Raw genomic sequence first — 25,594 nt, 5'->3', positions numbered from 1 at the left:
ACAGCCAATACAGCAGATAATTATGCTATAATTTGCCGCTGTAATTCTCGAATTAGCACCGTAATTTTTAGCTAATTTTTTGCATGATTATTTAAATAAATCAAGCACTACACTTACTTGTAATAAGGAGTATGCATGAGCGTATCGGAAACTAGACCGATTGCCATTGAAGATGAGCTCAAGCACTCATATCTTGATTATGCAATGAGCGTGATCGTATCACGTGCATTACCTGATGTGAGAGATGGTTTAAAACCTGTGCATCGTCGTGTTTTATTTGCGATGCATGAGCTAGGCAATGACTATAACAAAGCGTATAAAAAGTCTGCTCGTGTTGTTGGTGATGTCATTGGTAAATACCATCCACATGGTGATTCAGCCGTATATGAAACTATTGTTCGTATGGCGCAAGATTTCAGCTTACGTTATCAACTCATTGACGGCCAAGGTAACTTTGGTTCTGTAGATGGTGATAGTGCTGCAGCAATGCGTTATACCGAAGTACGTATGCGCAAATTGACCCATGAAATATTGGCTGATTTGGAAAAAGACACTGTTGATTGGGAAGATAACTACGATGGTTCTGAGCGTATACCTCAGGTTATGCCAACACGTATTCCAAATCTTTTAATTAATGGTGCTGCTGGTATTGCAGTAGGTATGGCGACCAATATGGCGCCACATAACCTAACTGAAGTGATTCATGCGTGTTTGGCTTATGCAGATAATCCAAATATCAGTATTGAAGGTCTGATGGAACATATTTCAGGTCCAGATTTTCCTACTGGGGGGATTATCTATGGTAAGTCTGGAATTGTAGATGCTTATCGTACTGGTAAGGGCCGTTTGCATATTCGTGGTAAATATCACTTTGAAGAAGATCAAAAAACGGGTCGTACAACAATTGTGTTTACCGAAATTCCTTATCAGGTGAATAAAGCAAGAACCATTGAACGTATTGCTGAACTGGTAAAAGAGAAAAAACTCGAAGGAATTTCTGAATTACGCGACGAATCTGATAAAGAAGGTATGCGTATTGCGATTGACTTAAAGCGTGGTGAAAATGCTGAAGTTATCGTGAATAACCTATTCCTACAAACTCAACTTGAAAATTCATTTAGCATCAATATGGTTTGCCTAGACAATGGCCAGCCTAAGCTAATGAATCTTAAAGATATTATTGCTGCATTCATTCGCCATCGTCAGGAAGTTGTTACACGCCGTACAATGTACGAATTACGTAAAGCACGTGAGCGTGGTCATACCTTAGAAGGCTTAACTGTTGCATTAGCCAATATTGATGCAATCATTGAAACCATTAAAACTTCAGCAAATCCAGCTGAAGCGCGTGAGCGTTTACAAGCAGGTGAATGGTCTGGTGGTGGTGTAATTGCATTGCTTGAGAAGGCAGGTTCTGTCTCTATTCGTCCTGATGAAATTGAAGGTGAAGATCCGGCACGCCCATTTGGTTTAGATGGAGATATTTATCGTCTGTCACCAGCCCAAGTTGCCGCGATTTTAGAGCTACGTTTACACCGATTAACAGGTTTAGAGCAAGATAAGTTACTTGCTGAATATGAAGAAATTTTAGGACAAATTGCAGAATTAACAGCAATTCTAAATGACTTCAATTTATTGATGAACGTGATTCGTGAAGAATTAGCGGTGATCTTACAGCAGTATGGTGATGGACGTCGTACAGAGATTGTTGAGTCTCGCATTGATTTCTGCCGTGAAGACCTGATTCCAGAAGAGCAAGTTGTATTGACTGTTTCGCAAACAGGTTATGCAAAAACTCAGCCACTTTCTGACTATGCTGCACAGCGTCGTGGTGGTCGCGGAAAATCTGCAACTAGCATGAAAGATGATGATTTTATTCAACATTTAATTGTTACATCGAACCATGCAACGGTGCTTTGCTTTACCAATATTGGTAAAGTTTACCGCTTAAAAGTTTTTGAAGTACCGCAGGCATCACGTGGTGCTAAAGGTCGTCCTATGGTCAACCTCTTGCCATTGGATGAGAAAGAAACCATCACTGCAATTTTACCTGTGATTGATGCGCCGAAGAAATTTGCTGAACGTTTGACAGACTTTAAAGCATTTGTTCAGGCCAATGCAGCAGTATTGAAAAATAATGCTGTAGTTCAAACACATTATGCTGAATTAGAACAGGCACTGGCTCAGACAGACGATCAGGCTGAAGAACTTGCAGCTGATGCAGTTACTGTATTAAAAGCAATTCAACAAGCATTTGATGTAACTGATCTAGAAGATCCGATTATTGCTGATTTTGCTCAACAAGCTGATAGTTTGCCGAAAAACTTCTATGTCTTTATGGCAACAGCTTCTGGTACGGTAAAACGTGTTGAATTGGATCAGTTTAGTAATGTCCGTTCTAATGGTTTACGTGCAATTGAGCTTAACGAAGAAGATACCCTAATTGGTGTTGCTGTAACTGATGGTGAACAGCAGATCATGTTGTTCTCAAATGAAGGTAAGGCTATTCGTTTTGCTGAAACAGATGTTCGTGCTATGGGACGTACAGCTAAAGGTGTGCGTGGTATGCGCGTGACACTGGCAGCAGCTCAGGCGGAAGAAGCTGAAGAGCAAGAGCTTGAGAGTGAAGACGATGAACAGTCTGATTCTACTTTAGTAAGCCGTATTGTTTCTTTAGTTGTTGTTCCTGAAACAGGTGAAGTGCTGTGTGCTTGTGCTAACGGCTATGGCAAACGGACACCAGTTGATGACTTCCCAACCAAGAAACGTGGTGGTAAAGGTGTGATTGCAATCAAGACCTCGGAACGTAATGGCGAGTTGATTGGTGCAGTGTCTATCGATGAAAGCAAAGAACTGATGTTGATTTCTGATGGTGGTACTTTGGTTCGTACTCGTGCAGCAGAAGTTGCAACAACGGGTCGTAACGCACAAGGTGTTCGTCTGATTCGTTTGGGTCAAGAAGAAATATTGGTTGGTGTAGTGTCTATTGAGGCTGTTGAAGATGAAGAGATTCTTGTAGAAGAATCGAATGAGTCTACAGAGCAGGTAGTAGATACCGAAACGACTGAACAAGATTCAGAATGAGTTTTCACTAAGTCTTGAAGAGGGCCGTCCATGTGACGGCCTTTTTATGTATTTATAGATTGATATTATATTCAGTCAAATACTGACATATTGTGTAATATTGAACAAAACAATGAGTTAAAGAGTTTTTACATGAAAAGAGTGGCCATTTTACTTGTCGTTACTTTTAGTTTAACGGGGTGTGCTCGTGTAGGAGAGTATATTTGGGCTCAGTTTGAGCAGTGGTCAGCCGTATCTGCAAGCTTGGATCAAAATTTAAAATCAGAACAATTATATACAGCTTTGCAGAAGCATGAGCCTGCAACAGTGAAAATGTTAGTGAGCCCAAGTTTGCAAACAGAATTAAATAGTAAACCTAAGTTGCTAAGTGAAATTATGCAGATGGTTCCAAACACAGCGTATAGTTCCATGGAAATTGTGAATACGACACGTTCGGTAAAATGGGGTGAGGGAAAAACGACAGCGGTGGTATATGCCTATCATTATCCAAATACAGTGGTTTATTTTAGTGTGGTTTTTGATGGTATGAATAATGGTACAGATATTATTGGTTTCCATGTGAATACGATACAACAATATGATGATGAAGCTGAGGAGCACGATAACGAACAAGAAAACGAGCCACATATTATTGAAATTTAGAAATATTATAATTATTACACTAAATAGTGAGCGTATTGATGATACGCATCACTGGGTTTTAGGATGATTAAATAGCCTAAAGCTGATTGATTGGTGACTTTAAAGATAAGTGATTGCATTATTCGCTGTGATGTTGGCGATATAACTTCCATTCTTCAATTACTTGTCCATCTGATAATTCACAATAGCCGACATCACCATCTTTTTCTTTCTGAATACTGAGTTTTCCACCAATATTTTGACAATATACACTTGCTGGATTTGCCATTCCTATTTTTACATTTTCAGGCTTTGATTGATGATTTGCACAAGCACTTAGTGATATTAGTGAAATGAGACTAGTGGAAATGAGAAGTTTTCGAATCATCTTTATACTCGTTATGAAATTAGTTAAAGTTTAAACTTATATAGAAAATTCTATCTTATTATCAATAAAATATAATTTCTTTATGTAACAATAAATCAGAAATTAGCCAATTTTAGTTTAGGATATTGGCGCTGATGAATTAGGCTTTTTTAAGCTCATCATGAGAGCGACTTTATGTTTTTTCTCAATTGTGCTGTATGAGAAATAAAGAACCACTACACTTTTAAGGAATGATTATGACAATTGCAAAATATCTGAGTAATACTTCAATCCTATTTTTCGCTCTGAGTACTTCTGTATTTGCACATACACCTCCTGCACAAACTAGTCCAGTTTCTGCTGTTGAGAATCAGCAGATAAGCGAAGTACTATTTGAAAATGTTCGTGTTTTTGATGGTAAATCACAAAAGTTATCAGCACCTGTCAATGTATTGGTTCGAGGTAACCAAATACAAGAGATATCAACTCATCCAATAAGTGTGACAAACCAAGTTAAAGTTATTCAAGGCCAACAAAAAGTATTAATGCCTGGTTTAATTGATGCACATTGGCATGCTATGTTGGCGGCTTTACCCCCAACAGCCATGATGACAGCCGAAGTTGCCGATATTAATTTCATTGCTGCGCAAGAGGCTAGAAATACATTAATGCGTGGTTTTACTAGTGTACGTGATTTGGGTGGTCCTGTTTTCTCACTTAAACGGGCAATCGATAAAAAAATGGTTGATGGGCCACGTATTTGGCCATCTGGTTCTATTATTTCGCAAACAGGTGGACATGCTGATTTTAGAATGACCTATGAAGTTCCATCTCCAAGTAATGGGAGTTTGAGTCGAGGTGAAGCATTAGGCGGAGGAATTGTTGCCGATGGTGTGAATGAGGTACTTAAACGGACACGTGAACAACTTATGCTTGGGGCTTCACAAATTAAGTTGGCTGCTGGTGGCGGAGTATCATCAAATTATGACCCAATTGATGTTGCTCAATATACAGAAGAGGAGTTTCGTGCTGCGGTAAATGCGGCTGAAAATTGGGGAACCTATGTTTCTGTACATGCTTATACACCCAAATCAATTCAAACGGCATTGAAAGGTGGCGTGAAAGTTATTGAGCATGGTCAATTATTAGATGATGCTACAGCAAGAATGATGGCACAAAAGGGGGCTTGGTTAAGCTCACAAGCATTTATTGACAATGAGTTTGCCAATCCGCAAGTTGGGGAAAATCGTGAAAAACAAAAGCAAGTTCAGGCTGGTACTGATAAATCTTTTGAGCTAGCGAAAAAGTACAAACTTAATGTGGCATGGGGAACAGATATATTATTTAACCCTAAAATGACGAAAAACCAAGGTGCATTATTAACAACCATGACACGTTGGTATCAACCAGCAGAAGTACTTAAAATGGCAACTTCAACGAATGCTGAATTGTTAGCATTATCTGGTGAGCGTAGCCCTTATAAAGGTAAATTTGGTGTTATTGAAACAGGTGCAATTGCAGATCTGTTATTGGTGGATGGTGATCCTATTACTGATATTAAATTATTAGCAGATCCGAATAAAAACCTGTTGTTGATTATGAAGGATGGGGTTATTTATAAAAATATATTAAATTAATCAATGAAATTAGTTTGATATATCATGTATTAGCCATCTTGTTCTGTAATAGCATAAAGAGGACGAGGTGGCGCAGATACTCTACGGGTTTTTAGTGAGGTAGAGTATCTCGCCATAAGCCCTGTTGTGAAAATAAATAGGCTTAGTTAAATAAGAAAAATTTATTTTCCATTACCTTGTAAACTTGAACCTGCTCCAGCACCAACTGCGCCACCAATCGCAGCCCCTTTGGTTCCAGCAACTTTACTGCCAACCGCAGCGCCAGCCGCACCACCAGCTGCACTTGCAGCAGCATTTGCATTAGAGCCACCTTGTACTTTACTTCCAGTCGCTCCACCGACAGCACCGCCTATAGCAGCTCCTGTTGTTCCTCCTGCTTTATGCCCTACAGCACCACCAAGACCACCGCCAATCGCAGCTGTAGTAGCACGTTTAGGTTGTATATCTGCAGCAGTACAGCCAGATAAAGCAGCAATGCCTATTGCAACAGTCGCGAGTAAAAAAATAGATTTCATATTAATAACCTATAATTAAAGTTAATTTATATTAGCAACTTTATTTAAATTTTTTATCATTTATTGATCGGTTTTATCAATTTTTAAAAATACTTAAATTACTATATTTTGAATAAAAACATAATTAAATTAGTTAGTTAATTGTGTTTTTCTGATCAATACAAAGTAGTTGTCTGAGTAGAAAATAATTGTTAACTCATTCACACAATAATAATTTTCGCCATAAATCGTAGGAAAGATAATGAGTATTATTCAAGAGTTTAAAGAATTTGCTGTCAAAGGTAATGTCATGGATCTCGCTGTCGGTGTAATTATCGGTGGTGCATTTGGGAAGATTATTGATTCCATGGTGAAGGATATCATTATGCCTGTCGTTGCTTGGATCCTTGGAGGAGATGTTGATTTCTCTAGCTGGTTCATTGTGCTCGGGGATAATCCGAAAAATATAACCAGTTTGGCAGCAGCCCAAGCGGAAGGTCTAAATATTTTTGCATATGGAAACTTTTTAACGATTGCAATTAATTTCTTCTTACTTGCTCTTGTTGTTTTTCTTTTAGTTAAAGGAATGAATAAACTGCGTAAACAACAGCCAGTAGCGGAACCTGCTCCAGTTGCAACGCCTGAGGACATTGAATTATTACGTGAAATTCGTGATGAGTTAAAAAAGCGCTGATTGAGCCGAAAATGGCATAGATAATAATTTGAATTGAGAATAAATAAACCTCTAAACACGTTAGTTTAGAGGTTTTACACACTTATGATTTGTTCATTGTAGATAGACGTTTATAGGCCCAAAAGGTTGTAATGACTGCAATAATCAGTAAATATGCTAATTTATTGCTCACATCTAGGAAGGGAACACCCATTTGATTAAGCTGAATAAAGAGTTGAATGCCTTGAGTTGATGGGAGAATTTGCCCAAAATTTGCCAATAAAGAGGGCATGGCTGCATGTGGCCAAGCCACACCCGATAACAGCAATAAAGGAATTGAGCTAAATACCATAATATGTCCAGCACGCTCAGGTACATCTAGATACGAAGCTAATAATATGCTCAGGCCTACCACAGCACTAATAAAAATAGGCACGGCAATCAGCATCGTCCAAAAATTACCACCACGAGGATAATCATATAACCAGAAACTAAAACCAAATAAATAATAGCAGCCTAAACAACCAATACTTAATGCTGCCATATAGCAACCGATAAAGCTGGCTTTGTTCATGCGTTTATTTTGCACACGATAACCTGCAATGAGCATTCCCAGTCCAATAAATAATGTTTGGTGGATAATCAGTGGGGAGATTGCTGGGAAAATATAACTTCCATAGCCTGAATAAACATTAAATAGTGGAATTTGATGAATTGGAACTTGAGGTGAGAAGTGGGAATACTCTTTAAACCGTTGTAGCTGTTGCTCAATTGCATGTTCAATTGAACTTGCTAATCCACTGCCTATTTGTTTGGTTTTTAAAAAGTTAGTGGCGTTTAAATATAAGCCCACACCGCCCACTTCACCACGCGCTAAACTTTGGGAAAGGTTAAATGGGAGCAATAATATGGCATCAGCTTTTTGTTGTTTGACCAAGTTTTCAGCTTCGGCAAAATTTGAAATTACATGTACGATTTGTACCTTAGGGCTTTTAGCAACTTCAGTAACAATCTGTTGACTAATGATGCTTTGCTCTTCATCAACAATAACAATGGGTAAATGCGTTGCTTGTTCTGCTTTATAGGCAGTCGGATAAAAAAAGCTATAAAAAACAACAGATAAAATGAGTGTAGTAAAGATAGCACTGTTACTGACTATATCTTGTAGCGTTTGTAGGTACGCTTGTACAAAATCTCTCATGCTGTCTGCTCCTTATATTTGAGCAATTTAGCGATCAAAAATGTACAAAGCAAAGCAAAAATAAGCAGGAATAATGCAATAATGGCAAGCTGTGTGAGCGAGTTGTGCAGCGGACTTGCCATCGCCCATTGTTGAGTTTGTAATTTAGCATATGGGGTATACGGAATAAGATCTGCCCAAATTTGAGTAAAGACCACAGCATTATTCACAGGTAAAGTAACACCTGCAAAACTCAAGGATGATCCTCCGTATACAGCAATCACGCCAAAACTTTTACTCAAATTACGTGTGGCTAAAACAATACAAGCGCTGATATAGGCATAGGCATAATAAAACACAAATTGAGCAAGAAGGATAATCCAGAGTTGTCCTGCAACAAACCAACCTCTAACCACAATCATCCAATACATCCATGCCCAAGTCCAAAGACAGAAAATAATGACATACACCAGAATTTTGGCATTGAGTTCTTGTATTGTGGTTATGACTGTCGTTGAAGGTTGAGCTGCAGTTTGTGGAGATAAATAATGTTGTCCAATGCTAAATGCGACACAGCAGCACAGCAACAGATGTAAAATAGCTGGAACCATGAGTGGCTGCAAATAGAACTCATAATTCAGCCCAGGGTTATAAAGCGGTGAAATTTTTACATGGGCAGTGGGAATGCTGATATCTGGAATATGCTGTGCAAGGTAGTCTTTGCCCATATAGGCTGCGATGGCTTGTAAAGTGCTTAAAGACATTGCTGATGAGATGCTGTTGCCTACACTAAAATAACTGAGATTATAAGCAATCGCGATTCCTGCATCATCGGCATGGACTAAACGTTGTTCTGCGCCATCAGGTATATAGACATAGCCCCAGATTTTAGTCTGATTGAGTTGCTGTTCAACCTCGGCAAGATCTGTGGTCTTTAAAACAATATCAACGGTAGTATTTAGACTGAGATGATGTTCAATTTCATGACTCAGTTGACTATGGTCTTGATCAATCAGTGCAATGGGCAAATGTTCAGCCTTACCCTGATAAAACATACTGGTCAGCATGACGAGTAACAATAATGGAATTAGAGTCACCATGACCAAATCCCATTTGTGTTTGGCAAGGTAACGTAGCTCATTGAGCATGGCTGTGAACATTATACTTTTGCCTTGATTTTAAAAAGTACACTCATACCGCTTTTGAGATCTGCTACAGGTTGAGTAGGGCTTAAGTGTAATTTAAAACTACGAATATCATATCCACCTGTTTGTCGTGTGGTTTTAATGGTCGCAAACTCACCTTCAGCTTCAATATGGTCAATTTTAAATTGAATGTTGCGATTAAGAGCGGGAACAAATCCATCTAGATTTTTAGCTTGATAAACTTGCGCATATTGGTCTTCACGGACATTGAGGCTAACCCAAGCATGTTGGTTTTCGATAATACTTAGGACAGGTACACCTATACCAACAAATTCAGAGACTTTTCCATAGGTTTTTGAAATTTGCCCATCAACTGGAGAACGTAAAATCGTTTCTGCCTCTAAAGCATTGGCTTCATTTACAGCTGCCTGAGCAATCTCTACTTGTGCATCTGCTGCGGACTTTTGCTCAACAGTGCTGCCTCGTTTGGCGCGTGCATATTGTTGATATGCTGCCATTGTCATTTGTTGGGAGGAAATTGCCGCAGCCTGCATTTCATCACGACGTTGTCTTGAAATGACACCTTCCTGATAGAGCTTTGTACCACGCATATAGGTTGTTTGGGCGAGATTTTCTTGTGCCTTCAAACTTTGCCAGTTGGAATAAAGCGTTTCAATGTTTTCTTGTTGCGCACCACGCTCAGTGGTTGACTGTAAAGCCATTGCAGCTTGTAAACTTGCTTGTGCTTGCTGTTTTTTAGCTTCAATCTCTGGGCTATGCAAGCGTACCAATAGCTGATTTTTCTTTACTATTTCACCTTCTTTGACCAAAAATTCTTCAATACGGCTAGGTAGTTTTGTACTCACATGGACAGTTTCGGCTTCAACTCGCCCTTGTAGTTCAATCCACTGCGGTTGATAACTTTTCCAAAGACCAAATCCAATGAGACTGAATAAAGCCAATACAACGATGAAGAGGATTATTTTTTTTAATTTTGCTTTTTGGGGATCATTTTTCTCAGGTATTGCATGATTAACTGCTTCACCGGTCTGCAATGTAGCTTGTGGGGGTGTTGTAGAATCAGTTGCTTGTGTTGAACTAGATGTTATTTGTGATGCATCCTCATTACTAACTAAATTGGATGGTTTGGCTTCAGGCTGCTGTTGGTTTGCAGTTGAGTCTTGATCGTGAGAAGAGGCTTGTGTCATGTCTGATTCCCAGCAGTAATTAACGAATATACATGGTGTTAGGTTGATTCACATAATTTTGGAATTGCTGAATCGAACCATGACTTTCTAGTAAGGTGGCAAGTGCCAAAATGTATCTATAAGCATTTAAAGCAGTTTCACTTTCTAAGCTGTTTAACATGTTTTGTGCATCAATGACTTGAGTTGCTGTTCCCATACTTTCCTTAAAAGAAAGTTCTTGAATGCGGAGATTTTCTTGAGCAGCCTTTATGTTTTCTTGTAGTAAAATATGGCTTTGCTGGGCATTACGTAATTCGTTATACGAACGATATATCATGTTTTCTGTTTCTTGTTTGGTTCGTGAAGTTAATAATTCACTTGCTTGGCGTTGTAATTCTGCGGCACGGATGGTTTTATTTTTATCGATACCTGAAAATAAGTTATACCGTGCGGCAACACCAACAATCCAGTTGTGATCATTGTCTAAACCATATTCACCAAAAGCAAAAACACTTGGACGTTTTGAAGCATGTTGTAATTCTACGTTAGCATTGGCCAGTCGAGTATCCATTTGCATTTTACGAATTAATGCCGAATGTTCTGGAAAACTATTAAGCAGAGCGGTAATAGATTGATCATGAGTGGTATTAATAAAGAGAGGTGTACTCAGTTGATCAACAGTATTTTGCTGTAATAAGTTACTTAATTTAAATACACTGCTAGAGAGGTCTGCTTTTGTACTTTGTAAACTTCTTTCAGCATTATTTTTAACAACTTCAAATTGCATACGTTGCCCTTTACTAATAAAGCCTTGTTGTTCAAGCTTTAGGGCATTTTGATAATGTCGAGTCGTGGCAGAAAGATTTGATGAATTGGCTTGTAATAATTTTTGCTGTAGTTGTACATTAAAATAAGCTTGAATAATTTCGTAGCGTTGCAAGCTTTCTTGCTGTTGGCTATTGAGTTCACTACGTGCAGATTTTAATTGTGCCATTTCTTTTGTGGTAGAGGTAAAGCCACCAGTATATAAAGGCATTAATACAGATATTGTTGGACGAATGGTTTGGTCTTCAATTGTAAAACGGGCATTATTTGGAATCATGCCTAAACCACTTTGTAGGCCTTGTTGTAATTGATCTTTAATAGGGCCTTTCATATCATCTGGAAGATTAGGCCATTGGTCAACATTCTGATTAATACTATTTGAGAGTGAATTTTCAATATTGTTTTTAAATGAATCGAGAGGAGCATCAACCTTACTTTCGAAGGCATAAGCACGAACATTGAGGTCGACTCTAGGCATGCCTAAATGTTTTACAGCTTGTGCTTCAAGATCAGAGGCTTGTTGTAACGCATGGTGCGCCATAGTGCTGTATGAACTATTTAGATACTGTTGTTCAGCTTGTGCATAACTGAGTTCTTTGGCATGAACACTTTGGATGCTCAGTAGACCAGTACATAAACACAATACAGCCTGTGTATTATGTTGCATCCATCGAATAAAAAAAGAGCGATACGGTGATTTATAAATAGGGCTTTGGATTTGCATCAACGTGGTCTCTATGACAGCAAAGTGATCTGGCTTATCCAAACGAAAACAATATGAATATGATAAAAACTCAATATAAATATAAAGACCGTTTATATTACTTATATCAATCGAAATGAATCATATTGTATTGATTAGAATGAAAAGTAGAAGACCACAATTATTTTAAAGAAAATTTATAATGAACGTTATGCTAAATTCTAGTAAAAATCAATTTACTTTGCCTATTTTGTAGGCGCTATAAAGTGACGCTAGATTACATATAAAAATAATCATGATTAATCCATGCCTTTCATAATGCATCAATACTGATTATATGCTTAAATGCCATCTTCTCGTTCATTTCACTTTCAAAAAGGGAAACATCATGCGCGCGTACAATTTCTGTGCTGGTCCTGCTGCATTACCAACTGCTGTATTAGAAAAGGCTCAACGTGAACTGTTGGATTGGCAGGGTAAGGGCGTATCGATCATGGAAATGAGCCATCGTAGTTCAGACTATGTCGCTGTAGCAGAAAAGGCAGAAGCTGATTTACGTAAGCTTATGAATATTCCAGAGAACTATAAGGTATTGTTCTTACAAGGTGGGGCTTCACTACAGTTCTCTGCAATTCCATTAAACTTATTGGGTAAAAACAATAAGGCAGATTATATTCATACTGGAATTTGGTCTGAGAAAGCGCTTAAAGAAGCTCAACGCTATGGCGATATTCGTACAATTGAAGCTGCGACAAAAATTGATGGAAAAATCGCAATTAAAGCAGAGCAAGAATGGCAATTGTCAGCTGATGCAGCATATGTACATTATGCGGAAAATGAGACGATTGGTGGTATCCAGTTTAAAGAAATTCCGAATGTTCAAGCACCATTAGTGACAGACCTTTCTTCTAGTATTTTGTCTGCGCCACTTGATGTAAGTAAATTTGGTTTAATTTATGCAGGTGCTCAAAAGAATATTGGTCCTGCTGGTTTGACGATTGTGATTGTACGTGAAGATTTGCTTGATCAAGCCAAACCTGAAATTCCAAGTATTTTGAAATATTCTGCTCAAGCTAAAAATGATTCGATGGTGAATACACCTTCAACTTATGCTTGGTACTTATCTGGCTTGGTATTTGAATGGTTACTTGAACAGGGTGGGGTAGAGGCTATTCATAAAGTAAATTTAGCTAAAGCTGAATTGCTTTATGGTTATATTGACTCAAGTGACTTTTACAACAATCCAATCGCAGTTGCTAATCGTTCACTAATGAACGTGCCATTTACTTTAGCCAATGCTGACTTGGAAAAATTATTCCTTAAAGAAGCTGAAGAAAATCATTTGCTCAACTTAGCTGGCCATCGTTCAGTTGGTGGAATGCGTGCAAGTATCTACAATGCTGTAACACTTGAAGCAGTACAAGCATTAGTTGACTTTATGGATGGTTTTGTTAAGCGCCATGGCTAAACATACTTGAATGTAAAACAAGCAACCTCAGTTCAAATTTGGGCTGAGGTTTTTGTTTTAGTTGTCTTAGAAATGCGTAAATATGCTAATTTGGTGAAAAACCATTGCGCAAATAAACATGCCAAGTACAAAAAAACAGCATGCGCCTGCATCTAATCTTATTCTGAAGCCATTTTCTTGATGAATTAGACTAGTTGAGTGTTCGGGTATAATTTTCATCACTAAACCTAAGTAATAAATTATTGTGTATGGTATTTGGTTTGTTGTACTTTTATCATAATAATTAGATTAAATAAAGTACTAAGTTAAATTTAATCTACAAATAGCATTATCTATTTATCATAGGATTTGAATTTAAAAAAACTTATTTTTAAATTCAAATACAACTTATAAAATGAAAATCTGTGGATAAGTCTAACTGAGATTTAAAATAAGCGGTCAATTTTTTTTATTGATCCATGCAAAGCAAGTAGATTCAAGGTGGCGAAACAATGCTTTGAATTAGATTTAATATTGAGTGAAATAATAATCAACATATTGTAATAATTGAAATTAATAGAATAAGACCATTGGAATAATCTGTTATGGCTAGAAATGATTTAATTCACTGTCTGATATAATCTTAATACTTAATATGTTGTATCTTCCGATTATTTAAAATAAGTAAGCTCAATATAAAAAATATCTTTAATTAAGCAAATTTTATCACTTTTGTTTCCTGTGGATAAGATAATACGGCTATGCGTTAAACCAAACTGAGTAAAAGCTTTGATTATGTAACAAATGGCTTTGTGTTGTTATTTCAATCTTTACTGCGTTAAATAATATTGTTCCAATCATAAATGTCATTTATCAATATAGTGTTCGTTGTATTGTCAAAGGGATAGAGTAAATACATCGCATTGATGCATTGATCAGATGCTGCAAAGTAAATTTTGTGACGTGTGTCTTTAATTGAAAATAAATTGTGATTTTGTGGAAATGATGAAAAAAAGAAGATAGATTAATTTGGTTTTATTTTATTCGATTTGGGTTGTTTTATATAATTTTGAGTGATTTCTAAGATGCTGAATAATAACCAAAACATATTTGAGCATATGGATTCAAATGTAAAAAAAAGGACTTTGCATATACAGTTTTCAAATCAATCACTTAATCAACATGTATATTTACATCATATCCAAGGTAAACAGGCGTTAAATCAAGGAATACAAACAGTATTGTTATGTTTATCTGAACAAATAGTGATTCCCGTAGAACAGTTTATTGGTAGTCAAGTTGCAGTGGATTGCCAAATTGAAGATGGTCGTTATTTTAGAATGAGCGGTATTGTCATGGAGGCTGAGCAAGGCCATTCTGATGGTCATTTGACTGTATATCAGTTACATGTACAAGACCCGCTTGCTTTGTGGAAATATAGACACAACAGTCGTGTGTTTATGGCGAAGTCTGTTGTTGAGATTGTAGAAATTATTTTTAGTGAATGGAAAAAGATAAGTCCATTATTTGCTTCGAGTTTATTGTTAGAGTTGAAAGGGTTAGAAAAAACATATCCCATTCGTCCCTTCACGATGCAACAACAATTGAGTGATGAAGAGTTTATAAAAAACTTACTAAGGCAAGAGCAAATAAACTTTCTCATTGATGAGGCCAGTGCCTTTGTAAATCATCCATCTTGTCGTATTGAAGCACAGCGTTTATGTTTAATTGATGATAATAAGCAGTTTGCACAATTAACACGTCAAAACATCACTTATCAGCGCAGCCCTTACAGTATTAAAGATCGTATCCATTGTCTTGTCGAACATGGTGCTTTAGTTGATATGTCTTGGAAAAAAGGTGCAGCACAGCAAAATTCGGATTTAGAGCATTTGATTGTGGAGAGTTCAATTTTAATCCCAGAGCTAAAAGCTGATGTGCAAGGTAGTAAAACTGAAGATATGAAGCTTATCCAGCGCTATAACAAGTTAGGGTCTGACCAGCGCACTGAGACACGGCAGTTTGTTGCTTACGCTCATGTTGATGATGCACAAGTGGGTTGTTGGTTTGAATTAGAAGGTCATCCCAATATTGGTGTGGAAAGTAGCACTGATAGAGAGCTGCTCATTATTGCTCAAGATTTTTATAAAAAAAATGAATTAACCAAAGTGTTAGATGATCAGATTATGGCTTTATCAAAATTAAGTCATTGGTCGTACACAGCATTTATTGCCTATGATTCTCACCCGATCACCACGTTAACATTACAGTTAAGGAGTAGTTTAACTGTGCCAGAATATAACCCTGTGAAGCATCGTGTGAATGCACGTCCACAGCGTGCAGAGGTGATTGGTCCAATTGGAGAGGAGGTTTATGTAGATGAGTGGGGGCGTATTAAAGTTCATTTTCTTTTAAATTCAGACCAATATAGTACTTTTACCACAAGCTCTGTGACCAAGGAAAAAAATGCAGTTTGGGTTAATGTACTCGCGCCGTGGGCGAGTAGCTATGAGGGTAAACAGTTTTTACCTAAAATTGGCGACATCGTGGTTGTAGATTTTTTCGATGGCAATATAGACCAGCCTTTTGTAGTTGGTCGCATTCATGATGGACAACAAATCCCGATTCCAGTAGATATTAAAGCGCGTTTGCCCGATACACAAAAACTCAATGATAATTATATTGAAGAAATGAAAGCGGCTAGAGCATAAGCAGAAGATCTAAGTTTTATCATCAGCGCACTGTTCCCATTACAATGCCAAATTAAGCAGCAATGGGAACAGCATTGTTATTAATTAGTTGGTGCTGTTGAATGAATTGTCGCTTGAACCCATATATTTCCACGAATATATTGACCAATTTCAAAGTCTTGTAAGCTTGGATCTGGAGCAACAATTCGAATAAGTGTTGCTGGTTGATCGGCTTCAAGGAACAGCGTGACATCATACAGCGTAAAGTTTTGTTGCATGAATGGAATATGAGTTTTACCTACAATTTTTCCTTGGAACCAAGCTTCATCTTCTTGTCCTAGGGTCTCACCATAGAGATAAGCCACCATTTTGGAAAAATCGACAGTTACAGGTTCTAATTGTTCACTGCTTTTAGGCTGCCAAGCTTCGATCAGTTCTTGAAGGTTGTCCGGACTAATACCATTATGTTCAGCTAAAATATCGTTCAAGGCATGATGATGGCGTATAGAGGCTGGGTCATCAACAACGATGCTGTCAGAATCTGATACTTTCTCTAGTGCATAGGCCCAGCCATTGAGTTGAACCTGATAATTTTGTTGTGCTTGATAAAATTCATGGTTGACACTATACAGTTGATCGAAAGCGTAAACGGTACTATTGGGACCTAGCTGTAGTTGTAACACTGCTTGGGTATTCGACTTACAACAAATAATACGACTAATCTGAGCATTACAGTTATAAGGGCTATTAAAACTAGGAAATGCTGTTTTAACAGCTTGTGGTTTATTATTTTCTACACTGACAATTTGATTAAACATTAATTCAGCATGGCTAGGACCTTGAATTAACCACATATTAGGGTCCATATCACTTTCTTGTTCACAGAGTCCCATGGGCATAATTGGGGCATCTAATGCCATACCTAACCATTTGGGAACATCCGTGGTTGCTTGGGGTGAAAGTAAGCTCCAATGCTCAATATGACTGCCAAAGTTTTGATCTTCTATGATAATAATTTCTGGTTTGTTCTGATTGTTCATATGCTTGCATTAAAACCTAAATAACATGTAACTATTAATCGAGGGTAATCTGTAAATTTCAAGGTATTGAAGCGAATTTACTGTAGATTAATTGGAATTACAGCCATTTTGATTGCATATTCATCTTATTATTTTCAATTATTCACTTTGATTGTTACAGAAGATGAAAACTCATATTTTGTGCTGCGAAGCTACAGTGTTGATTTAGAATCTTTGTTACACTAACACGCTTGCTGGAAATAGGGTCAAATCGTGTTGCCATTTAAACTTTGGGTAGATGCAGATGCATTACCCAAAATATTACGTGAAATTATTTTACGCGCTTCAGATCGTTATCAACTTGATATTACATTTGTTGCAAACCAAGCGATCGGTATTCAAACCTCAACTCGTATTCATTTTTTACAAGTGTTAAGTGGAGCTGATCAGGCAGATAAGGAAATTGTTGATCGTATGAATAGTAATGATATTGTCATTACACAAGATATACCTTTAGCCGCTTTAGTGATCGAAAAAGGCGGAATAGCCTTACATCCTCGCGGAGAAGTGTTCACTGAATCTAATATCAAAGCTAGATTACATTTGAGAGATTTTATGGATACCTTGCGCGGTGCTGGTGTACAAACTGGTGGACCTCCTCCAATTTCTGAGCGAGATAAGCGAGAATTTTCTAGTAGTTTAGATCAAACAATTCTAAAGCAAAAACGTAAATTAGGTTCACTTTAGGATAGGTCCCTCGATATGCCATCTTCGTTAAATATTATCCTGACTTATATTTTATTGGTATTTATTTGGTCTACAACACCACTGGCAATTGTCTGGAGTGTGGAGGATATTAATTTATATTGGGCCTTGGTGTTTCGCTTTTTTATTGCATTAATTTTATCTGGCCTACTTTTACTGTTGTTAAAAGTTAAATTACCCTTTAACCGACAAGCCTTACATAGTTATGTTGCTGGGGCATTTAGTTTAATTGGTTCACAATTTTTTACTTATGCAGCTACAGATTATCTAAGTTCTGGTGTGCTGGCCTTAATGTTTGGTTTAGCACCCATCATGGCAGGTTTAATTGGTCGTTTTGCTTTTGGCCAAAGTTTAAAGTGGATTCAATGGCTAGGGATGGTGGTAGCCATCATAGGCTTGGGTATTATTTGTATGAGTGGTGGGCAGGGACAACATGTACATCCCTTTGGAATCATCCTCATGCTCATTAGTGTATTTAACTATGCCTTGTCTATTTATTGGGTGAAAAAGGTTAATGCTCAAATTGAGCCGATGGCTCAAGCAACTGGATCTATTTTAGTTTCTACACTTGTCGTTACTGCAATTATTCCCTTTATATGGCATTTAGCTCCAACACATGTGCCTGAACTCAAAAGTATTTTAGCTTTACTTTATACCGTTGTAATGGCTTCTTTAATTGCGATGTTTTGTTATTTTAAGTTGGTACAAAATATTCCTGCCAGCACGCTATCGCTAACAACAGTCATGACGCCTATGTTGGCTATGTTTTTTGGTGCAATATTAAATGCTGAAATACCAAGTGTTTGGGTTTTTCTTGGTGCTGTAATTTTAATTTGTGGTGTGGTTGTATATTTTTACCCGAGTTTACGTGCAAGTCGATTACAGGAAAAAAAACGCCTAGGGTAATAGGCGTTTATTTTCTCTCTGATAACTGTATAAATAAGAATAACATGCGTGTAATTTGTTGATATTTTTATTAAATTGTTCCATTTCGTATTTAAGTGCATGATCAAATTGATCTAATTGGCTAAGTAGTGGAAAATAGCTGGCAAAATGAAGTTGGCATCATCAAGGATCATTGATCGCAATGTTGTCTGAAATGATCTGAATATTCATCCTTAAGGCCGCATCAATATTAGAGTTTACTTCGTACATTGTGCTGATTTTGATGCTGTAAATTTTCATAAAAAACCTCGGACTAGATTGGTATGTTTAAACCTATCTCGCTATATATAGGGTTGAGATATACTCGCGCTCGACGCAGTAATCACTTTATTTCTTTTATTGCTTTAGTATCTATGATCGGTTTGACTTTAGGGGTCGCCGTATTAATTACTGTTCTAGCCGTTATGAATGGTTTTGATCGTGAATTAAAAAATAGAGTGCTTGGCATGGTGCCACAAGCAACTGTTTCTACGACACATACGATTACTAATTGGCCTGAACTTACAAAAAAAATTGAGCAGCATCCGCATGTATCTGGGGCAGCACCATTTACACAATTACAAGGGATGATCACAGCCCAAGGACAAGTTTCTGGCGTATTGGTCACAGGTATTGAACCTAAACTAGAAACTAAAGTTTCAATTATTCAAGATCACATGGTTGAAGGGGGAATTGATCAACTTAAACCAGGTGAATTTGGTATCGTTTTAGGTAAGCAACTGACTGATAATTTAGGTTTAAGTCTAAATGATAAAGTCACTTTAGTTCTTCCAGAAGCAACGCCATCGGCTGCGGGAATTATTCCACGTTTTAAACGATTTAAATTGGTTGGTATCTTTAGTATTGGTGCAGATGTTGATTCGGCAATGGGATACATTGCACTTAATGATGCTGCGACCCTATTGCGTCAACCAGATGGTGCACAGGCTATTCGTATGAAGCTGGATAATATTTTCCTTGCGCCAGAGATTTCCCAGCAAATTGCACATGAATTACCAGGCACCTTCTTTGCTTCAGATTGGACATATACTCACGGTAATCTATTTAATGCGATTCAAATGGAAAAGGCGATGGTCAGTTTATTACTATTTCTGATTGTATTAGTGGCCGCATTTAATATTGTTTCGTCATTGGTAATGGTGGTTACTGATAAAAAAGCAGATATCGCTATTTTGAGAACATTGGGTGCTTCACCTCGTACCATTACTAAAATATTTATGGTTCAAGGTACGATTATTGGGGTGATTGGTACACTTTCAGGTGCTGTTCTTGGGATAATCTTTGCTTCTACTGTAAGCGGATTATTAGGTTGGATTAATACGACTTTTGGTTTACACCTCTTTGACTCCTATTTTATTAACTACTTACCAACTTATTTACGTTGGCAGGATGTGTTGTTAATTGTCACTGTGTCGTTATTGTTAAGCTTCCTTGCAACAATATATCCAGCGTGGCGTGCAGCCAAAATTCAACCTGCAGAGGCACTTCGTTATGAGTAATTTGGTACTAGAGGCTCGCCATATTCAAAAGCAATTTAATGATGGTAAATCAAGTATTGAAGTCATTAAAGATCTGTCAATTAAAGTACATGCTGGTGAGTTCGTTTCCATTGTTGGCGCAAGTGGTTCGGGTAAAAGTACACTTTTACATATACTCGGTGGTTTAGACTTGCCTTCACAAGGGGAAGTTTTATTAAATGGTGAGCGTTTTGATCATTTATCCGAGGCAGAGCGTGGATATTTACGTAATCAACACTTAGGTTTTGTTTATCAGTTCCATCATTTATTGCCCGAATTTACTGCTCTTGAAAATGTGGCTATGCCATTAATGCTCCGAGCTGATGCGGATTATAAAAAAGTAAAATTACAAGCAGAGAAGTTACTTGATCGTGTTGGCCTATCGCATCGTTTAAGCCATACACCAGGTGAGCTCTCTGGTGGTGAACGTCAACGTGTGGCATTGGCTAGAGCACTCGTAACGCAGCCTAAATTAATGATGGCTGATGAACCTACGGGTAATCTAGATCGTAAAACAGCTCAGCAAATCTTTGTTTTACTCAAAGAATTGCAGCAAGAACTACAAATGGCTATGTTAATCGTCACGCATGATGAACAATTGGCACGGGCTGCAGACCAAACCTTGTTAATGCAAGATGGTATGTGGATTGATCCCAAAGTTTAAATGATCCGACCAAACTCCTTTTAAAGCCCACTTTGATGGGCTTTAATTTTGTCTCTTTTCCCTAAGTCTATTTATGGGCTAGGTTATGCGACTTAACTTTATATTATTGGCTTGGATTATTGGTATTGCTCAAATTGGAGCATTGGTGTGCCCTATAACATTTAGACTGCTCATCATATGTTTGGTCTTGAGTGGGGGAATTGGCATTGCAGAATGGATGCAACGCATACAACTTAATTATTATTTATCAATTGCTTTATTTGTGCTGAATGCCGTAATTGTGTTTTTGATTGGGCAGGCTTATGCAGATCGGTATTTAACTCAGCAGCTCAGTTATCGTGAAACACAGTCGAGTATAACCACTGTTATTGTGTACGTAGATCATATTGCAGAAAAGAACCAGCTTGAAAGTCAGCGCTGGCAACAAGGTGTTTGGGTACTCAATCGTCATTCTAAAGCAGTACTTTGGCGGATACAGTATCCAGCACAGCATCATACCCAACTACAATTGGGGCAATATTACCAATTAACTGGCCGAATCATTGTACATCATGGCTATGCTGTAAAGGGAGTATTCAACCAAGAAAGCTGGTTGATACAGCAAAAGTATATGGCAAGTTTCGAGCTCATGTCTTGGCAACAGCTTGCAGCTGATACGCTTACACCACAGCATTTATCTTTTATACAGCAGCAACAGCAAGCCTTAGCACGCTTAAGACGCTACATCGAATCTCAACGTTTAGCTTTACGACAATGGTTAGATCAACTGCAACTTCCACAGGGCGGTTTATTACTCGCTTTACTAAGCGCAGACCAAAGTCGGCTCTCTGATACAACGCAGATGTTATTCAGACGACTTGGAATAATGCATTTATTGGCAATTTCCGGGCCTCATGTACTTATTTTTGCGTTACTTTTTTGTGCTGTTTTAAAGAAAGGTTTAGCACTGTGTTGGCCTCGTATGTTTTTATATTGCCCTCGACCTGACTTGTTGTTGTGGCCTTTTGTTCTATGTGTATGGTGTTATGCTGCTTTTGTTGGTTTTGAGACTCCAGCACTGAGAACAGTTCTGACTGTGAGTGTATTGGGTTTACTCTTGATCATTAAACAACGTTGCGCTTCATTACAAATATTATTGTTGAGTGCCAGTATCTTACTACTCTTTGATCCGCTGAATATTTTAACAGCAGCTTTTTGGTTATCGTACATATCGTCATTAATTTTGCTGCGGATTTATTGGGGGCAAGGACATACTGTTCAAGTTGAGGCTGTACAAAGTGTGATATGGCGGGTATTTCAACAGATTAATTTGTTTGTTATATCACAGTGGAAAATTTTTATTGCATTACTACCTTTAATGTTATGGATCTTTCAACAGTTTTCAATTTTAGCACCCCTCGCTAATTGTATTGCTGTACCTATTTTGGGGGCAGTGGTGGTACCGCTTGCAATGATTGCCAGTAGTCTACATCAGTTTGTTCCTAATCTTGCTGTGGCATTGCTGTACTTGCTGAATTGGATTTTGGAGGGCTTACTATGGGGACTGCAATACCTTGATCAAATAACCACAAATGCTTTAATTACGCCTGCTTTAAGCCCTTTAGAGATTACAATGTTGAGCGTTGCTATTGGCTTGGTGTTATTTTTTCCACATGGATTATGGATAAGAGTTTATTGGTTGTGCTGTGCGATTGCTTGTATGTATACCCCACAGGCTAAAGTTAAATTTGAATTAACTGTGATTGATGTTGGACAAGGTCAGGCATTGTTATTAAAACTAGATCAACACCATCTTATGATTGATTTAGGGGGAAGCTATAACGAGTCCCAGTGGGGAATTGGGGAGCATGTGATTAGTCCTTTTTTACTCGGGCAAGGAATTACCCAACTAGACCAAGTGATCATTTCACATCTTGATCAAGATCATTGGGGTGGCTTGAGTAGTTTATCAAAACGCATTCAGATTCAATCATTTTTATCTAATCAATATGACCGTGGTTTTATTCAAGCAGGTTATGCAGATGTTCCTTTTCAATATTGTCAACAAGGTCAGCGTTGGCAATATGCAGATGCACGTATAGAAATTTTAGCCCCTCAGAAAAAGCAGCTAGATGATGTTGCAGAACATAAAAATGATCGCTCATGTATTGTGTATGTAGAGGTGCCTAGCGCAGTGGGATATAAAAGTTTTTTAATTATGGGTGATGCTGGATGGCTAACAGAGTATCAAATTATGCAAGAGTATCCTGAGCTCAATGTTGACGTACTGTTGATTGGACATCATGGTAGTCGTCATAGTTCAGCTTATGATTTTCTAAAATGGTTAAAGCCTAAACTTGCAGTGGTAAGCGTGGGGAAAAATAACCGTTATGGTCATCCTCACCCTCATGTATTGGCACGATTACAAGATTTGTCGATTCCACTAAAACAAACACAACATGAGGGAAGTATGCGCTTTTATTTAGATCGACATCAACAAATGCAACTTGAATTATATCGAGATCAGTATCGCTGGCTAAGATAGATTTTGTTGCTGTTGGCGAACAGCGGCAACGTGTTCTAGCGCTTGCTCACGAGGAATATGATAAATATCTTGCAGAGCAGGATTTGCTTTAAAACGTTTGTAGCTCCAATGGTAATGCTCTGGGTAACGTCGAATAAGCTGTTCAATCATTTGGTGAATAACCAAAGTCCCTTGTTCTGCAGTGCCTTGATAAATTTCTTCATTTACGGGTTCAATATGCATATCAAAGCCATTCGATTGATTACGCATTGCGTATAAAAACAGTGCTTTTGCTTTGGTTTTTTGGATGAGTTTGGCGCTCAAACTACTACTCGCAAGTGGGATACCAAAGTATTCGATCATCTCCCCACCAATGTTCGGACTATGATCAGGTAAAATCACAGTGGTTCCACCTTGCTTTAATGCTTTGAAAATTTGTCTGACACCAGATTCATCTGTTGGGACTAAAATGGCATTTTCTCGGCTGCGTGCCTGACGAACAAATTGATCTGCTTCTGCATTTTTAATTGGTTTGTACATAATGGTCATTTGAGTATGTTGAGCAAACCAAGCATTCATCACTTCCCAAGTACCAAAATGTGGAACAATAAGAACAAGACCTTTTGCTGCTGCTATTGCTGCATGTACATGTTCTTCACCTTGAATACTATGGATACGTGAAATATTTTTTTCATTGCTGCTGGCCCAAATACTAAAAAATTCAAAGTAGGATTGCATCTCATTGCGTATAGCAGCTTGGGTAATTTGCTGGCGCTTTGTTTCACTGAGTTCTGGTAAACAGATATTAATATTTAGACTGAGTGTTTTCGAGGTCTTACTGACACCTGTTAAATTGACAATGAAGGCCAAACTTCTTGCAATAAGGCGCAACAACATAATGGGTTGTCTGCCAAAAAAGTGAAATAGGCGGGTAATCGTCGTTGTTTGTTGTTTTTTCATCGCGTGTAAAGAGAGAGAATCCGTTGAATTTAAGTAAAAATGCCATGATTATTATAGGTTAATTCAAGTTGATTAGACAGTTTAATCACAAAGCTTGTATATAATAGTCACCTAAATTTCTATTTGGATCATCTTAACTATGTCCGATTGGCCACCACAACCACATAAAGAAAAAACTGAGCTTCCAGCAACAGGGCAAGAGTGGAAGATTTTAGAAAAGGCAGTGCTTTCATCAGTAAAAGAGCAACAGCGTAGTCGACGTTGGGGAATATTCTTTAAATTTGTTAGCATGATTTATGTACTTGCAATATTAATCTTCATGTTTAGAGGCTGCTCTTTGAGCAGTTCAAGTGAAAACATGGCAAGTAGCATTGAACCTCACTTAGCTGTAGTCAATATTATTGGCACGATTGACTCTGGTAGTCAGTCTGTAAATAGTGTCGATACCATTAAGTCACTCAAAGCTGCGTTTGAAGCGAAGGGAAGCCGAGCTGTTGTACTGAACATAAATTCACCTGGCGGTTCACCCGTACAGTCTGATGACATCTGGCAGGAAATCCAGTACCTCAAAAAACAAAATCCAGATAAAAAAGTGTATGCGGTAATTGGTGATATGGGCGCTTCAGGTGCTTATTATATTGCCTCAGCTGCGGATCAAATTTGGGTGAATCCTTCAAGTTTAGTGGGTTCTATTGGGGTAATTATGCCTAATTATGGAGTAAGTGGTTTAGCTCAAAAATTAGGTATTGAAGACCGTACCATGACAGCTGGCAGTAATAAAGATATCTTGAGTATGACAAAACCAATTAATGCCGAGCAAAAACAACATATTCAGGCTTTATTGGATAATGTTCATAAGCACTTTATCGAAGCTGTGAAAACAGGTCGTGGTAATAAACTGAAGTCAAATGATCCCGCAATTTTCTCTGGCCTATTCTGGACAGGCGAACAAGCGATTCAATTGGGTATTGCAGATAAGACTGGTAATATCGAAAGTTTAAAACGTGAATTGGATATGAAAAAAACAGTTAACTACACTGTTGAACGTACACCTTTTGATTCAATTATGGGGCGTATGGGAAGTGAAATGGGACAGCACTTAGGCACTGCAATGATGCAACAAATGCAGTCGCAAAACCAAACCAAGATTCAGTAATTGCGAGTACAT

General features: G+C 37.8%; 20 protein-coding genes and 1 pseudogene. 12 read left to right on the top strand and 9 right to left on the bottom strand.

The window, feature by feature from the left end:
* Positions 1-135 precede the first annotated feature (135 nt).
* Positions 136-3,084, top strand: a complete 2,949-nt coding sequence (gene gyrA / locus RFH42_RS00450) for a DNA gyrase subunit A (protein WP_308973570.1) — start codon at positions 136-138, stop codon at positions 3,082-3,084.
* Positions 3,085-3,216: 132 nt separating this feature from the next.
* Entirely contained in the window at positions 3,217-3,726 is a 510-nt protein-coding gene (locus tag RFH42_RS00445) for a hypothetical protein (protein ID WP_308973569.1), read from the top strand.
* Positions 3,727-3,844: 118 nt separating this feature from the next.
* On the opposite strand, the gene RFH42_RS00440 is transcribed toward RFH42_RS00445, so the two are convergent.
* On the bottom strand, positions 3,845-4,093 hold the full coding sequence (locus RFH42_RS00440) for a putative hemolysin (protein WP_308973568.1): 249 nt from the start codon (positions 4,091-4,093) through the stop codon (positions 3,845-3,847).
* Positions 4,094-4,329: 236 nt separating this feature from the next.
* On the opposite strand from RFH42_RS00440, the gene RFH42_RS00435 reads away from it, so the two are divergent.
* Positions 4,330-5,709 carry a metal-dependent hydrolase family protein gene (locus RFH42_RS00435; RefSeq protein WP_308973567.1) on the top strand — a complete coding sequence of 460 codons (1,380 nt, stop codon included), beginning with the start codon at positions 4,330-4,332 and terminating at the stop codon, positions 5,707-5,709.
* A 161-nt stretch (positions 5,710-5,870) separates the two neighbouring features.
* On the opposite strand, the gene RFH42_RS00430 is transcribed toward RFH42_RS00435, so the two are convergent.
* Positions 5,871-6,224: a DNA transfer protein p32 gene (locus tag RFH42_RS00430; protein WP_308973566.1), complete on the bottom strand. Its 354-nt coding sequence runs from the start codon at positions 6,222-6,224 to the stop codon at positions 5,871-5,873.
* A 241-nt stretch (positions 6,225-6,465) separates the two neighbouring features.
* Here RFH42_RS00430 and mscL point away from each other — a divergent pair, with 241 nt between their 5' ends.
* The gene (mscL, locus tag RFH42_RS00425) at positions 6,466-6,897 is read left to right on the top strand and encodes a large conductance mechanosensitive channel protein MscL (protein ID WP_308973565.1); all 432 of its coding nucleotides are present in this window, start codon (positions 6,466-6,468) and stop codon (positions 6,895-6,897) included.
* An 82-nt stretch (positions 6,898-6,979) separates the two neighbouring features.
* Here mscL and RFH42_RS00420 read toward each other — a convergent pair whose 3' ends face one another.
* The 4 genes from RFH42_RS00420 to RFH42_RS00405 are packed head-to-tail and all read right to left on the bottom strand — an operon-like array spanning position 6,980 to position 11,880.
* Positions 6,980-8,077: an ABC transporter permease gene (locus tag RFH42_RS00420; protein WP_308973564.1), complete on the bottom strand. Its 1,098-nt coding sequence runs from the start codon at positions 8,075-8,077 to the stop codon at positions 6,980-6,982.
* Entirely contained in the window at positions 8,074-9,216 is a 1,143-nt protein-coding gene (locus RFH42_RS00415) for an ABC transporter permease (RefSeq protein WP_308973563.1), read from the bottom strand. Before RFH42_RS00415 ends, RFH42_RS00420 begins: the two co-directional genes overlap by 4 nt.
* Positions 9,216-10,409: an HlyD family secretion protein gene (locus tag RFH42_RS00410; RefSeq protein WP_308973562.1), complete on the bottom strand. Its 1,194-nt coding sequence runs from the start codon at positions 10,407-10,409 to the stop codon at positions 9,216-9,218. Before RFH42_RS00410 ends, RFH42_RS00415 begins: the two co-directional genes overlap by 1 nt.
* A gap of 19 nt (positions 10,410-10,428) precedes the next feature.
* Positions 10,429-11,880, bottom strand: coding sequence for a TolC family protein (locus RFH42_RS00405; RefSeq protein ID WP_308973830.1), 1,452 nt, complete (start codon positions 11,878-11,880; stop codon positions 10,429-10,431).
* 424 nt (positions 11,881-12,304) lie between these two features.
* Between RFH42_RS00405 and serC the strand changes: the two genes are divergently transcribed.
* Complete coding sequence (serC, locus tag RFH42_RS00400; protein ID WP_308973561.1) at positions 12,305-13,384, top strand: 3-phosphoserine/phosphohydroxythreonine transaminase; 1,080 nt, start codon at positions 12,305-12,307, stop codon at positions 13,382-13,384.
* A gap of 1,064 nt (positions 13,385-14,448) precedes the next feature.
* Complete coding sequence (locus tag RFH42_RS00395; RefSeq protein WP_308973560.1) at positions 14,449-16,074, top strand: type VI secretion system Vgr family protein; 1,626 nt, start codon at positions 14,449-14,451, stop codon at positions 16,072-16,074.
* An 80-nt stretch (positions 16,075-16,154) separates the two neighbouring features.
* Here RFH42_RS00395 and RFH42_RS00390 read toward each other — a convergent pair whose 3' ends face one another.
* Positions 16,155-17,093, bottom strand: coding sequence for a hypothetical protein (locus RFH42_RS00390; protein ID WP_308973559.1), 939 nt, complete (start codon positions 17,091-17,093; stop codon positions 16,155-16,157).
* Positions 17,094-17,345: 252 nt separating this feature from the next.
* Here RFH42_RS00390 and RFH42_RS00385 point away from each other — a divergent pair, with 252 nt between their 5' ends.
* Positions 17,346-17,819, top strand: coding sequence for a YaiI/YqxD family protein (locus RFH42_RS00385; protein ID WP_308973558.1), 474 nt, complete (start codon positions 17,346-17,348; stop codon positions 17,817-17,819).
* 15 nt (positions 17,820-17,834) lie between these two features.
* Positions 17,835-18,743, top strand: a complete 909-nt coding sequence (locus RFH42_RS00380) for a DMT family transporter (RefSeq protein WP_308973557.1) — start codon at positions 17,835-17,837, stop codon at positions 18,741-18,743.
* Between the two features lie 25 nt (positions 18,744-18,768).
* Here the strand turns inward: RFH42_RS00380 and RFH42_RS16870 are convergent.
* Positions 18,769-19,020: pseudogene (locus tag RFH42_RS16870) on the bottom strand (PilZ domain-containing protein); the annotation flags it as partial.
* 25 nt (positions 19,021-19,045) lie between these two features.
* Between RFH42_RS16870 and RFH42_RS00375 the strand changes: the two are divergent.
* From RFH42_RS00375 to RFH42_RS00365, 3 genes are all read left to right on the top strand, one after another.
* A complete protein-coding gene (locus RFH42_RS00375) occupies positions 19,046-20,281 on the top strand; it encodes a lipoprotein-releasing ABC transporter permease subunit (protein WP_308973556.1) in 1,236 nt (411 codons plus the stop codon).
* Complete coding sequence (gene lolD, locus RFH42_RS00370; RefSeq protein ID WP_308973555.1) at positions 20,274-20,963, top strand: lipoprotein-releasing ABC transporter ATP-binding protein LolD; 690 nt, start codon at positions 20,274-20,276, stop codon at positions 20,961-20,963. The genes RFH42_RS00375 and lolD overlap by 8 nt, the downstream gene beginning before the upstream one ends.
* Positions 20,964-21,048: 85 nt before the next feature.
* Positions 21,049-23,487 carry a DNA internalization-related competence protein ComEC/Rec2 gene (locus RFH42_RS00365; RefSeq protein WP_308973554.1) on the top strand — a complete coding sequence of 813 codons (2,439 nt, stop codon included), beginning with the start codon at positions 21,049-21,051 and terminating at the stop codon, positions 23,485-23,487.
* Here the strand turns inward: RFH42_RS00365 and RFH42_RS00360 are convergent.
* Entirely contained in the window at positions 23,479-24,426 is a 948-nt protein-coding gene (locus tag RFH42_RS00360) for a lysophospholipid acyltransferase family protein (RefSeq protein WP_308973553.1), read from the bottom strand. The two genes, RFH42_RS00365 and RFH42_RS00360, sit on opposite strands and share 9 nt — an antisense overlap.
* A gap of 139 nt (positions 24,427-24,565) precedes the next feature.
* On the opposite strand from RFH42_RS00360, the gene sppA reads away from it, so the two are divergent.
* On the top strand, positions 24,566-25,582 hold the full coding sequence (gene sppA, locus RFH42_RS00355) for a signal peptide peptidase SppA (protein ID WP_308973552.1): 1,017 nt from the start codon (positions 24,566-24,568) through the stop codon (positions 25,580-25,582).
* The last annotated feature ends 12 nt before the right edge of the window (positions 25,583-25,594 follow it).

The organism is Acinetobacter rudis, from assembly GCF_031157835.1.
GTDB lineage: Bacteria > Pseudomonadota > Gammaproteobacteria > Pseudomonadales > Moraxellaceae > Acinetobacter > Acinetobacter rudis_A.
The sequence above is the reverse complement of the archived record's forward strand: the minus strand, read 5'-3'. Positions and strand labels throughout refer to the sequence as shown.